The sequence below is a fragment of the Microbulbifer sp. ABM4_008 genome (assembly GCF_056311705.1).
In genome coordinates this window covers 2,185,066-2,198,731 of record NZ_CM149970.1, presented here as the reverse complement: position 1 = coordinate 2,198,731, position 13,666 = coordinate 2,185,066, and the positions used below count along the sequence as shown (strand labels likewise).

The following is a 13,666-nucleotide window of genomic DNA, read 5'->3' as shown; positions in this document are numbered from 1 at the left end:
GCAGGTGCGGCCTTCAAGGCCCGCCCTTCGGGGCTTGCAGAGCGATTCACACTCCGCGTTGCGACTTCTTGAAAGGTCTAGACATTCCTGCGAAGCCGCGCCTTTATTGTGAACCGCTCTGCATGCCAGAGGTATCACGGAGTTATTCAGAGGCTCCCTAGGTTAATCCAGCTAAACAATCATCGTAATTGCACTTATTTACATTAGTCATTGGCCAATTTTGAATTATTCGTATACTAATCCAGCCTATTAATCGTTTCCTAAAAAGCTATTTTCAAACAAGACCTCATTTATCGACAGCTGTCCACCACGCCTATTCGCAACTTTTGCCGCTTTTCCAATCACTATCATCATCCCGATCAAATAACCTTCGGGCAAATTGATTAGCTCAGCGACTCTCTCTGGGTCAAACCCAACCATTGCACCTGTGTCATATCCCATCGACTTTGCCGCTAACATCATGGTTTGTGCTGCCAATCCGCAGCTTCGAATAGCCTCGTCCCGCTGTAGTTGCTGCTTACCCTTGTAGAACTCAGTTAGCATTGGCACTAACACATCCCTAGCCTCTTTCGGCGCTTCGGCCCAGTACCGCTCCGGCCGGTCGCTCCAGGCATTAATATCTGCACAAAGTATGATCAACTCAGAAGCATCTTCTACTTGCTGTTGCCCCCAGGCTGCATCTTTAAGCTGGCTACGGAGGGAAATGTCAGTGATGCGCAGGAAACGCCAGTGCTGAATATTGTAAGAAGTCGGCGACAACATAGTCGCCTGGACCAGACGGGTGAAGTCCTCGGCAGGCATCTCTGCAGTGACATCGAAATGCTTAACCGAGCGGCGGGATTCAACAGCTTTAAACAATTCCATAAGTTTCTCTCTGACTATCGTTCGTTGATTGAATGTCGATGAGAAGAAGCTTATTTGGTTTCCCTATTGTTGACAATGGGGCTCGGCGGAGACTTACTGTTGACAAAAAGTTAACAGTTTACTGATCCCAGTAAGGTGTATCGCCGCCAAAGTACTCTATTGCAAAGTCTATAAACGCGCGGACTTTGGCTGGCATAAACTGCCGCTCAGGGAAAACCGCGTAGATAGACTTGGCAGGCATCTGGTACTCCTCAAATAGAGGAATTAGCTTTCCAGCCTCAATGTCTGGTCCTGCCACGAAGGTGGGTAAGCGGCCTATCCCTACACCCTGAAGAAGAGCTTCCCTCAGTGCCTCGCTATTATTTACTTGATAGTTACCCTTCACTTCGATGGTATGTAAGTGATTGTCTTTGATAAAACCCCACTCTTTCACATCCCTGGAATAAGTAAAAATCAGGCAATTATGGGCACTCAACTGTTCCAGTTCTGTGGGCTCTCCAAATTCCTTCAAGTAGGCTGGTGACGCACAAAGTACACTTTTCAGGGGTGCAAGTTTGCGGGCAATCAGGCTGGTATCGGGAAGGTCACCTCCGCGAATAGCGATATCAAAGCCCTCCCCCACTAAATCGACAACTTTATCGTCCAGTACCATGTCGATACTAATCTCGGGGTAACGCTTCATAAATACGGGAATTAAGGGAGCCAGATGCAATCTACCAAAGGACATAGGAGCATTGATCCGCAAGCGCCCCCGAGGCTCCCCCTGTAGCTGCAGAACTGCGTCTTGTGCATCTTTGGCCGATTTATAAGCAATGCGTGCGTGCTCATAAAAATGCTCCCCAGCCTCCGTCAGGCTCAACTTTCGCGTAGTTCTGTGCAAAAGCTTCACCCCAAGCTGCAGCTCCAACTGGGTAACCCGCTTGCTTACCGCTGATTTTGAGATGCCAAGTAACTTTGCCGCCGGGGAAAAGCCACCGGTTTCTGCCACAGTCACAAATATTGGAATTGCTGCAATTGTCTCCATAGGCGACTGTTTCCTTCTCCTCAACAGTGAGTGTCTATAATGCTGGATTATCAGTTTACCAGAAACGACATACACTTATCTCTCGCTAATAGAGGGAAGAAGCATGAGTGAGCTTTCCAGGGACATAACCCCATCAACTACAAGCCCCAACACCTCGCTCTGGTGGGTTCACTGCCTGATGATACTTTGTACACTACTGGTCGCAGGATCATTTCCTGTTGGGGAGTTAATCGCCGATTCACTCCCGGCGGATTCCATGATGTTGATTCGATTCTTAATTGCGGCGGGACTATTTGCACCCTTCATATTTTTAAAGCACGGGATTCAGCTTCCAGAGCCAAAAAAACTGCTGGGGTATGCACTACTCAGTATCCCATTGGTTATCTTTTTCTGGTGTATGTTTGAAGCACTCAAATACACCACCGCAGTAAATACCGGCGCTCTTTTTACAACCGTTCCGGCGATGACTGCCATCTTTACTTTGATCATCAATGGCGATCGGAGCAGCACCCGCAAAGTTATTGGCCTAACCCTTGGGACTCTGGGTGCAGCCTGGATTGTATTCAAGGGGAGTATCTCAACAGCGATGACGCTAGACCTAAACAAAGGGGATTGGATATTCACCCTAGGTGCTATATCACTCAGTTTATATAACCCGCTTATCAAGAAGGTTCACACAGGGGAGCCTACAGAGGTCATGACATTCTGGGTTATTCTATTTGGCGCACTCTGGTTACTATTGCTCTCTTTTCCAAATTTGAATCAGATAGAATGGAAAAATATACCCACCGAGACTTACGGCGGGCTAATCTATTTAGCCCTATTCTCAACTTTAATTAGTTTTTTCCTGCTGCAATTCAGCACGTTAAAGATCGGGGCAACCAAAGTTGCGGCGTATAGCTTCTTGAATCCGATATTTGTACTAATAGTGGCCATAGTATTGGAAATGGCAAACTTTAATATCAGTTTCACACCTGGAATAGTGTTGGTTTTTGTAGCTATGCTATTTATCCAGGCGGAAAAACCTAAGGAATAATATCTCTGAACAGCTTATAAGAGATAGAATCGCACTGCCATCAACAGGTGCAATAATTCTAGTCGACAGGCTTTTCTATCTCATAAATTGCATCAGAAATATCCTCCAACTTGGAGGACACTATTACTTGAGCATCATGTAAACCCTGATTATAAAAGCCGGCCCCCATCTCCTTTGCAAGGAAATCAATAAAGAACTCCGCTTCAAAACCGCCAATTTCCAGCTCAAATTCTTTAGACAGATAACCTCTAACCTTTTCGATTAGCTCTAACTTCCGTCTTTCTTCCAACTGTATTTCAGACATACCGCCACCCCCAATAGAGAAAGTGTGCAAGTATGACACAGATGCAGCAATCCTAGCCCCAGACTTCTTACCGAACCACCATATGGTGGTATCTGAGGCGGCATCTAATATCAAAACTTTGCCGGCTATTTACTGCGACAATATTTAATCCACTATTTTAATTTTTGATGTCCCATACTCACTGATAATATCTCCGTAAGTATCAGCGCTCGGGCCATTTTTAGATCTCACGGTATCATAGAGTCGCCAGCGGCCGGTAAATTGATCACTCTCAAATTTACTAATTAAGTAACCCGCCCTATTCCCCTTACGGAACTTCATATGAGGATTTTTCTTTAGCGTAGTCTCAGTGCTCCGGTTGTCTGCAATTTCGTACCATATAGCACCACCATCTCCACGAGTGAGGGAGGGAGCCGTTATTTCAATCGCGACATTATCTCTACCTGCATTGTAATCATCAGCAAAAGGATCTAAAGCTAGCCCTGAGGCCATTGCTTTATGTAATCCCCCGGATAAAACCACAATATTATCTTCAAGCTCACTAAACAGATTCAACAACCATTTATGGGATTGGGGGTATCCTCTCCAGGCGCTCGGTGAATAATTATTCCACCATTCAAAAACCGGCGCTCCAGAACAGACAATTCGCCAACGCGCATTAGACTGCTTTATAGTCTGCTCAAACCAAGCAGCCTGTTCCTGACCAATAATACTCCGGCCAATGTAATCAAGCTCTGCAAAAATAGGTTGGCGCTTCTCAAGGTTATCTGGCATATCATTGATTGGCTCATCCCGATCATAGAAGCACATGTCCAGGAAAAAGATATCGGCCATATCACCATAAGGTATAGAGCGCCATACGCGCCGCGGTGCAATGTAACGGATTGGCATCCAAAGGAAAAAAGTTTCCATAGCAGCCTCCATCACTTCCTCGAAGTCTGCCCCATTGATTTCCGGGCCTTCTCTCCAGACACCATTTCTCAGGTCGCCATCATCCCAAATCACCATCCAGGTGTGCATTTGATGAGCTTGCTGTAGAAATGTATCCCTTCTGATTTCAGAATATCTTGCTCGGTAACTCTCCCGATCAAACTTAAAGTCAGAGTGCTCAAACTTACGGTAGTCACCAGAATTTGAGGATGCATAGGAGTAATCCCCGAGGTGGATAACGGCATCTATATTCTGTTCCCGCTCCACCATATCTCGGTAACCCACAAACTCTCCATGCTCAAAGTGTGAGCAGGAAGTGACCACAAACTTAAGAAAAGGAGCTTCCTCACCAGAGGCTGGAGCTAGCTTTATACGACCTACAGAAGAGACCTGATCCCTGTACTTAAATCGATAGACATAATCTCTACCATAATTTAACTCTGTAACATCCAGCTTAACCGTAAAATCTTTTGACTCATCCGTTTGTAGATACCCGGATGAAACAACCTGACTAAATGCCTCATCTAGTGCCACTTCCCAATAGACAAGGGGGAAAACCTCCTCAGTGGTTACCCTTGTCCAAATAATAACCGAATTGGCTGTTGGGTCTCCGGAGGCTACGCCATGCATAAAGTGGCTCGAGGTACTAGCGAACCCATCATACTCATAATCGAGCACATCACTACTGGCCCTCAGCGATGGCGCCATAGCGCTAACGGTTAACAGCCCACCCCATTTTAAAAGCGTCCGTCGATCAAATCTGTTCATTGTAAGCAACCTTGCCCTTGCCCTTGCCCTTGCCCTTGCCACGGTATAAATGTTGACGCGCAAGTGAAGCAAACGATGATGACAAACAGGTTAAAGCTAGACTCCCTTTAAAACGCGAGCCCCTATTTCATCGGAAATCTAAAATACCCATGTAAGTATTTACACTCACAGTTGCCTCCAAATAGCTTACAACGCATATTTTGGGGTAATTTCAGCAACAGATTATTTATTGCTCTAGATAGCTCACAATATTATTTTTTTCAAAACAGCTGAATTAATTACATCATTAGATCTGCGACATCATGTAATTAGTATATTGGTAAGCGAGAGGTTCATAAGGCAATAAAAAAGCCGGACTGCACAATACAGTCCGGCTTTTTTCATACTCGCTTAGTAAAAACTACTTAGAAGTTGTAGTTAAAGCGCACACCGTAGCTCATTGGGGTAGAGAATGGACCGGATACGAGGCCATCACTTCCATCTGCATAGTACGGAACAACTTCGTCAGTCAGGTTGTTACCAAAAGCTTCAACATTCCACTGATCGTCGGGGCTTACATACTTCACAGAAGCATTTACCACCCAGAAAGAATCACGGCTGTCATCAAAAGCAGAAGTATCACCAGTGGGGAAATCGTGCTTATCAACATTCCAGTAAGTCAGGTAAGACTCATCTTCCCAGTGAATACCAACAAATGGAATAATCGCTCCACCGTGGGCTAACTCAAAGGTGTGGTCATAATTGATAGTAAAGCTGAACTCAGGTGATGCCGGAAGCTCATTACCTTTCAGGTTACGGTAGAGTTCTTCGTTGCTGTTATCGTGAGCTGCACCCCAGTCATCAATCTCAAACAGAGACTGGTTATTGAAGTTCCAGCGGTTCCAGAAATCAGAGGTAATTTCTGTTTTCATCCAAGTGGCAAAACCACTAATTCGGCCATTTGGATATGGAGCCCAGTCAAACTCAAACTCCATTCCCATTATTTCGGCTCTGGCGGCATTTTTTGTGAGATAAATTACGGCAGGCTCTGTCGTAACTTCTCCCGTCAAATTGCCTTCATCATCAACCTCTTTAACATAAAAAGTATACGCAGTATCCGGCGCGGCCAGCTGCATATCTTTATACTTGGAGAAGAAGAAAGTATTGGCAAGGTTCAAGCGACCATCCAGGAAAGTCCCTTTGGCACCAAGCTCCAAAGTGACCACAGTCTCTTCATCGTAGTTGGTATCAAAAGTCGCAGCTACAACACGGTTGCCATCATCATCATAAATGTATTCGGCAGTATCTGGGTCCTGCTCATATTGGGTAATTACATCACCTAGACCACCAGATTTAAACCCGGATGCAACGTAAGAGTAGAGCATCACATCATCAGTCAGGTCGTAATCAAGGCCGATACGGAAATCCGCATTTTCCCAGTCATCACTAACGTCATTGTATGTGGATACGGTATAAATTGAGTCATCAGCAAAGTAACCGGTAGACAATTCATTAAAGAGCGCCTGACTGTATGCAGGGAAACAGCCGTATTCACCAGTTGCATCAGTATCAAGTGACCAGTCACGTGTACAACTTAAGTTATTGCCACCCTCATCACTTTTTTCATCATATGTATAACGGCCACCAAGTGTCAGGTGCAGAGTATCAGTGAGGCTATAAGTTGCCTGGGCAAACGCCCCAAGCGCATCGACATTTCTCTCTGGCTGACGCCAGAACACGGCGTTATCCAGTGAAGCCAGGAAGTAACCATTGAGGTCATTGGACTCATGGAAGTAGAACAGGCCTGTAATCCATTGAAGCGGAGCATCATCTGTAGATTGGAGTTGAAGCTCATGGGAATATGAAACATTCTCTGCATCTGTGATGCTCATGCTCATATCCCAAGTATTGCGGCCGGCATCAACATCGATCAGGTTGCTGCGGTTTTGTACTGCATAGCCAGTGTTGTACACAAATGCCATGCTATCGCTAAAGTCCCAGCGGAAGTTGGAACGGAATGCACTCATGGTAAGATCAAGTTCACCAGGAACATTCACAGCTACAGTGTATTCATCCGCGCCGGAACCGTAATAAGTTTCGCAATTTACGCCATCATCGCGCTCATCAGCTTTATCACAGTCAATGGTATTAATACCACCGGCACTTTTGTCCTCATAATGCTCAACTACGGCATACCAGGAAATATCTTCAGTTGGTTCCCACAGGGCACCAATACGTACGGCTTGCTGATCAACATTCCCATAGAAGTCATCTGCATCAGCCCTTACCAGGGAAACATCCTCAGATGCCCACCAGTTTCCATTTTGGGTAAAAGTGCGTTCTGCATCGTCGGAAAGAGTAGATGCACCAAGGCTATCAGCATCAATGTAGCGATTATCGTACTGGTTAGCATCATAATAACCAGTCAGGTAGGAATCACGCGTTTCATCCATAAAGGATGCGCGAAGTGCGAAGGTGTCAGAAACCGGAATATTGATAACACCCTTAACCAGCTCTTGATTCCAGCGGCCAAGTTCAACACCGACAGAACCTTCAAATTCGTCAATTACCGGTCTTTTGGAGATGACGTTGATGGCACCTACTGTGGAGTTGCGTCCATACAGGGTACCCTGCGGCCCACGCATGGCTTCAACCCTTTCGGAGTCAAACATCATTGCCATTGCGGACTGAGGACGTGCAGAGTAAATACCGTCAAAGTGCAAGCCTACCGCCGGATCGCCAAGTTCACTAGTATTTGTGGAGCGCACGCCGCGCATAGAAATTACTGGGGAGGACTGGGAAGCATCGTAGCCAATATCCACGTTGGGGATAGTGTTGCCCAGATCTTTTACATTCTTGATACCCTGGCGATCGAGCTCTTCTTGCGTAAATGCACTGATCGCTACGGGGGTGTCCATCAAATTGGTTTCGCGTTTGGTTGCGGTAACCGTTACTTCTTCCAGCGCCCAATCGTCATCCTGTTGGCTATCTTCCTGAGCCCAAGCCGACACTACCGCGACATTTGCCATTGCAATTGCAAAGGTAAGTGGTTTTTTAATTCTCATTGATGTCTCTCCAATCTGCTGCAAAAGGAAAGCCACATTTATTTTTTAATGAATGGCCATCCCATAGGGCCGTCGGCAGTACGGCGGCTAGGCTAAAATCTCAAAAAGAAGGGACGTAAGAAACTCAGATACGATAGAGCGGATCGCGACTAGGACAAAGAGGACTAGTTCACAATTTGTTGTCACTAGCTGCGACCAGCAAGTCAAGTAAGTACTGAAACCGTAGGATTCATACACCAGCTTTCTACGAATGTTGGGAGTTTTTTAGAGTCTATCTGCTTGCTCACCCAACGCCTCGCATCCCAACAGCAGGCCTTAAATATACGTACGCTGAGCAATAAAGGCTATATCTAAACAGATCTAGATGTGACTATTAAGGCAAGCCCTGTCTCACAATGATAAAAACACAGCTTTTTTCTCAGATAAAAACCTACCGGAAAACACAGGAAAACCGGAAGAAAAGTTATTGTCAGGATTACTGAGATTAATATTCGCCTATTAATTTAAATATATACGGAATATTAAATTTGATTGGAGTAAAAATTTAAAACCGATTCCTAATAATTTTTACAGTAGGAAAATAAAAAGGGGCCAAAAGGCCCCCTGTAAAGAAATCACCAAAGTCCTAAAAGCTATCGCCAGGTATTCGCACCCAACCTTCCATTAGGATTCGAGCGCTACGACTCATAATAGCCTTGGTAGCAGCCCACTGACCTTCGACCTCTTTGGCTTCAGCACCCACACGCAAGGTACCCGATGGGTGGCCGAAGCAAACAGAGCTGCGCTCACCCCCGCCAGCTGCAAGGTTAACCAAAGTGCCCGGGATCGCTGCAGCGGTGCCAATGGCTACTGCTGCCGTGCCCATCATGGCGTGGTGCAACTTGCCCATAGATAAGGCACGCACGAGGAGGTTGACCTCAGAAGATGCCACTGCCTTGCCACTGGATGCAGTGTAATCCTGCGGTTTAGCGACAAAAGCAACCTTAGGGGTATGGTGGCGATTGGCAGCTTCTTCAATGTTAGGAACCAATCCCATCTTTACCGCACCGTGAACGCGAATGCTCTCAAACATCGCCAGTGCTTTGCTGTCACCATTAATGGCATCCTGCAATTCAGTGCCGGTGTAGCCAATATCTTCTGCATTGACGAAAATTGTCGGAATGCCAGCATTGATCATGGTGGCCTTGAGCACACCTACATCGGGCACTTCCAGATCATCGACCAGGTTACCGGTAGGAAACATGGCACCCTCACCGTCGGCAGGGTCCATAAATTCCACTTCCACTTCAGCCGCCGGAAAAGTCACTCCGTCCAGCTCAAAGTCCCCGGTTTCCTGAACTTCACCATTGGTCATAGGTACATGGGCAACAATGGTCTTGCCAATATTGGCCTGCCAGATGCGCACGGTGCAGATGCCATTTTCTGGCACTCTGGCGGGCTCTACAAAACCGCTATTGATGGCAAAGGCACCCACGGCGGCAGTGAGATTGCCGCAGTTACCACTCCAATCAACAAACGGCTTATCGATGGAAACCTGACCAAACAGGTAGTTCACATCGTGATCGGCTTTATCGCTGGGCGATAAAATTACCGTTTTGCTGGTGCTTGAAGTAGCGCCACCCATACCGTCGGTTTGCTTACCGTAGGGGTCTGGACTACCAATCACGCGCAGCAGCAAGTTGTCACGGGCCTGCCCCGGCACTTGTGCAACTTCAGGCAGATCTTGTAAGCGGAAGAAAACACCCTTGCTGGTTCCCCCGCGCATATAAGTCGCGGGGATTTTTACTTGAGGAGCAAACTTCATAACTCAGGCCGTCGCTTCTGCTTCGAGGAAGTCTTTAGCAAAGCGCTGCAAAACACCTCCAGCCTCATAAATGGAAACTTCTTCTGCGGTATCCAGGCGACAGGTAACAGGAGCCTCAATCGTCTCACCATTAGCGCGGTGGATAAGCAAGGTCAGCGTGGCATGGGGAGTGCGCTCACCGATAACGTCAAAACTCTCGGTACCGTCGATACCCAGGGTTTCACGAGTAGTGCTCGACTTAAACTCCAACGGCAATACCCCCATACCGATCAGGTTGGTGCGGTGAATTCGCTCGAAGCCTTCGGCCACAATCGCTTCCACACCGGCAAGGCGCACACCTTTCGCAGCCCAGTCACGGGAGGAGCCCTGCCCGTAATCGGCACCAGCAATGATAATCAGCGGCTGCTTGCGATCCATGTAGGTCTCGATGGCTTCCCACATACGGGTAACCTGCCCTTCCGGTTCGACTCGAGCCAGGGAGCCCTGACGGACCTCGCCGTTATCATCGCGCACCATTTCGTTGAGTAGCTTCGGGTTGGCGAAAGTTGCACGCTGGGCAGTGAGGTGGTCGCCACGGTGAGTCGCGTAGGAGTTAAAGTCCTCCTCAGGCAGCCCCATTTTCGCCAGATATTCACCGGCAGCACTGCTGGCCAAAATCGCATTGGACGGAGACAAGTGGTCGGTAGTGATATTGTCACCCAGCACCGCCAGCGGGCGCATGCCCTTCAAGCTGCGCTCGCCTGCCAGGGCACCTTCCCAATAAGGTGGGCGGCGGATATAGGTGCTCATCGGGCGCCAGTCGTAGAGTGCGTGGCCCTGCTCTTCTGCGGCATCCCGCTCTTCGAACATGGGAATATACACATCACGGAACTGCTGTGGCTTCACGCTCTGACGTACGATCGCATCGATCTCTTCATCGCTGGGCCAGATATCTTTCAGGGTAATCGAGTTGCCATCGGCATCGTATCCCAGCGCATCTTTTTCAATATCGAACCGGATGGTGCCGGCAATAGCGTAGGCAACGACCAGCGGCGGTGAAGCCAGGAAAGCCTGCTTGGCATAGGGGTGGATACGACCGTCGAAGTTGCGGTTTCCGGACAGGACCGCAGTAGCATACAGATCGCGATCAATCACTTCCTGCTGAATTTTCGGGTCCAGGGCACCGCTCATACCGTTACAGGTGGTGCAGGCGAAAGCCACTACGCCGAAGCCCATCTGCTCCAGATCCGGTAGCAGGTCGGCCTCTTCCAGATACATTTTTACCGTTTTGGAACCCGGTGCCAGGGAGGACTTGACCCAGGGCTTGCGGGTCAGGCCGAGCTTGTTCGCATTGCGGGCAATCAGGCCTGCGGCAATCATATTGCGCGGGTTGCTGGTATTGGTGCAGCTGGTAATCGCGGCAATAATCACAGCACCATCGGGCATCTCACCGGCTTTCTCTTCCCAGGCTTTAGCGATTCCACGATTAGCCAGTTCTGAGGCCGGCAGCAGCGCGTGGGGGTTGGAGGGGCCAGCAAGGTTGCGACCTACTGTATCCAGGTCAAACTTCAGTACGCGCTCGTATTCGGCATCCTTCAAGGTGTCAGACCAGAGGCCAGTCTCTTTGGCAAACTTCTCTACCAAAGCTACCTGCTCATCATCGCGGCCGGTGAGTTTGAGGTAGTCGATGGTTTGCTCATCGATAGAGAACATGGCCGCAGTAGCGCCATACTCTGGAGTCATATTGGAAATAGTGGCGCGATCGCCCAGGGTCAGGTTGGAAGCCCCCTCACCGTAAAACTCCAGGTAGGCGCCGACCACGCGCTCGCGGCGCAGGAATTCAGTGAGAGCCAATACCAAGTCGGTACCAGTAATACCCGGCTGCAACTTTCCGGTGAGTTCCACTCCAACAATATGCGGCAGACGCATATAAGAGGCGCGGCCAAGCATCACGCTCTCAGCTTCCAGGCCGCCAACACCCACAGAAATCACACCCAGAGCGTCTACCATCGGCGTGTGGCTATCGGTACCGACACAGGTATCCGGGAAGGCCACGCCCTCGCGCACCTGCACCACCGGAGACATTTTCTCCAGATTGATCTGGTGCATGATGCCGTTACCGGGGGGAATCACATCGACGTTTTCAAATGCGGTTTTGGTCCAATTGATAAAGTGGAAGCGATCTTCGTTACGACGCTCCTCTACTGCACGATTTTTTTCAAAAGCATCCTTCTCAAATCCGGGGTGCTCTACCGCGAGGGAGTGATCCACAATCAACTGGGTGGGAACAACTGGATTTACCTTGGCGGGATCACCGCCTTTATCGGCAATGGCATCGCGCAGACCAGCCAGGTCTACCAGCGCGGTTTGGCCGAGGATGTCGTGGCACACCACTCGGGCTGGAAACCAAGGGAAGTCCAACTCGCGCTTGCGCTCAATAATCTGTTTCAGGGAGTCGGTCAGTTTTGCCGGCTCGCAGCGACGCACCAGGTTTTCCGCCAGAATACGTGAGGTATACGGCAGTTTGGCATAGGCTCCGGGCTGGATCGCGTCAACAGCGGCTCGGGTATCGAAATAATCGAGGTCTGTACCGGGCAGTGATTTGCGGTAATCAGTATTCATAGCAGGTAAATCAGTCGAATCTTTTTTTAAAATCGTGTCTCTTCTGAGGGTGGCTCCAGGCCGCTCACCAAAGGCGACCTGGAGCCGGCACACCGGGTGTGCCTCATTTCAAAAGTGAAATGAAAATTAACCGCGCTCAGCGATTGGAGTTACTGTACGAGGCTCAACACCTACGTACTCTGCACTCGGGCGAATAATGCGGTTATCAGCGCGCTGCTCGAAAACATGTGCAGCCCAGCCGGTAACGCGGGACATTACAAAAATCGGGGTAAACAATTTTGTGGGAATACCCATAAAGTGATACGCGGAAGCGTGGAAGAAGTCTGCATTACAGAACAATTTTTTCTCACGCCACATCACTTCTTCACAGCGAACAGATACCGGGTACAACACGGTATCACCAACATCTTCAGCCAACTTTTCAGACCAGCCTTTGATGATCTCATTGCGCGGGTCGGACTCGCGGTAAATGGCGTGGCCGAAGCCCATAATCTTCTCTTTGCGCTCCAGCATGCCCAACAGTTCTTTCTCTGCTTCGTCTGGATTGGAGAAACGCTCGATCAGTTCCATTGCCGCTTCGTTGGCACCACCATGCAGAGGACCACGCAGGGTGCCGATAGCACCGGTGATGCAGCTGAACAGATCGGACAAAGTGGAGGCACAAACGCGAGCGGTAAAAGTAGATGCGTTAAATTCGTGCTCTGCATACAGAATCAGGGAAACATTCATGACCTGCTCGTGCAGTTCATTGGGCTTCTCATCGCGCAACATATGCAGGAAGTGGCCGCCAATGCTGTCGTCATCGGTTTCAGTTTCGATGCGCACATTGTCGTGGGTGAAACGGTACCAATAGCAGATTATGGAGGGGAATGCGGCCAGCAGGCGATTGGCTTTATCCAACTGCTGGGCGAAGGATTCTTCACCTTCCAGGTTACCCAACATGGAACAACCGGTGCGCATTACATCCATAGGATGGGCATCAGCCGGAATGCGCTCAAGCACTTCTTTTAATGCCTGCGGCAGGCCACGCTTGGCTTTCAGCAGCGCCTTGTATTCCGCCAGCTCTCCCTCAGTGGGTAATTCCCCATAGAAAATCAGGTAGGCAACTTCTTCAAACTCACAGTGCTGGGCCAGATCTTTAATATCGTAACCGCGGTAAGTCAGGCCGGAACCGGATTTACCCACTGTGGAAAGTGCAGTTTTACCTGCTACCTGGCCGCGCAGACCAGCACCGCCCAATGCTTTCTCTACCATCTTCTTATTTCCCCTGTTGTATACACATTTGCTGTAT

The 13,666-nt window shown here is 48.8% G+C and carries 9 protein-coding genes; 1 reads left to right on the top strand and 8 read right to left on the bottom strand.

Going from position 1 to position 13,666, the window contains the following annotated elements; all coding sequences use genetic code 11:
* Window positions 1–249: 249 nt before the first annotated feature.
* On the bottom strand, window positions 250–864 hold the full coding sequence (locus tag ACYX4J_RS09525) for a nitroreductase family protein (protein ID WP_476178467.1): 615 nt from the start codon (window positions 862–864) through the stop codon (window positions 250–252).
* Window positions 865–982: 118 nt separating this feature from the next.
* Entirely contained in the window at window positions 983–1,888 is a 906-nt protein-coding gene (locus tag ACYX4J_RS09520) for a LysR family transcriptional regulator (protein WP_444893754.1), read from the bottom strand.
* 103 nt (window positions 1,889–1,991) lie between these two features.
* Here ACYX4J_RS09520 and ACYX4J_RS09515 point away from each other — a divergent pair, with 103 nt between their 5' ends.
* Window positions 1,992–2,924 carry a DMT family transporter gene (locus ACYX4J_RS09515; protein WP_476178466.1) on the top strand — a complete coding sequence of 311 codons (933 nt, stop codon included), beginning with the start codon at window positions 1,992–1,994 and terminating at the stop codon, window positions 2,922–2,924.
* Between the two features lie 58 nt (window positions 2,925–2,982).
* Here ACYX4J_RS09515 and ACYX4J_RS09510 read toward each other — a convergent pair whose 3' ends face one another.
* The 6 genes from ACYX4J_RS09510 to prpC all read right to left on the bottom strand — a co-directional run bounded on the left by ACYX4J_RS09510 (window position 2,983) and on the right by prpC (window position 13,629).
* Window positions 2,983–3,228, bottom strand: a complete 246-nt coding sequence (locus ACYX4J_RS09510; protein WP_444912950.1) for a DUF2164 domain-containing protein — start codon at window positions 3,226–3,228, stop codon at window positions 2,983–2,985.
* Window positions 3,229–3,372: 144 nt separating this feature from the next.
* Window positions 3,373–4,926 (bottom strand): alkaline phosphatase D family protein, encoded by a 1,554-nt coding sequence (locus ACYX4J_RS09505; protein ID WP_476178465.1) that lies wholly within the window; start codon window positions 4,924–4,926, stop codon window positions 3,373–3,375.
* A gap of 404 nt (window positions 4,927–5,330) precedes the next feature.
* Complete coding sequence (locus tag ACYX4J_RS09500) at window positions 5,331–7,970, bottom strand: TonB-dependent receptor (RefSeq protein WP_476178464.1); 2,640 nt, start codon at window positions 7,968–7,970, stop codon at window positions 5,331–5,333.
* 625 nt (window positions 7,971–8,595) lie between these two features.
* On the bottom strand, window positions 8,596–9,774 hold the full coding sequence (prpF, locus tag ACYX4J_RS09495) for a 2-methylaconitate cis-trans isomerase PrpF (RefSeq protein WP_476178463.1): 1,179 nt from the start codon (window positions 9,772–9,774) through the stop codon (window positions 8,596–8,598).
* 3 nt (window positions 9,775–9,777) lie between these two features.
* Window positions 9,778–12,375 carry a Fe/S-dependent 2-methylisocitrate dehydratase AcnD gene (gene acnD / locus ACYX4J_RS09490; protein WP_476178462.1) on the bottom strand — a complete coding sequence of 866 codons (2,598 nt, stop codon included), beginning with the start codon at window positions 12,373–12,375 and terminating at the stop codon, window positions 9,778–9,780.
* 126 nt (window positions 12,376–12,501) lie between these two features.
* Complete coding sequence (prpC, locus tag ACYX4J_RS09485; RefSeq protein WP_444905390.1) at window positions 12,502–13,629, bottom strand: bifunctional 2-methylcitrate synthase/citrate synthase; 1,128 nt, start codon at window positions 13,627–13,629, stop codon at window positions 12,502–12,504.
* Window positions 13,630–13,666 lie beyond the last annotated feature (37 nt).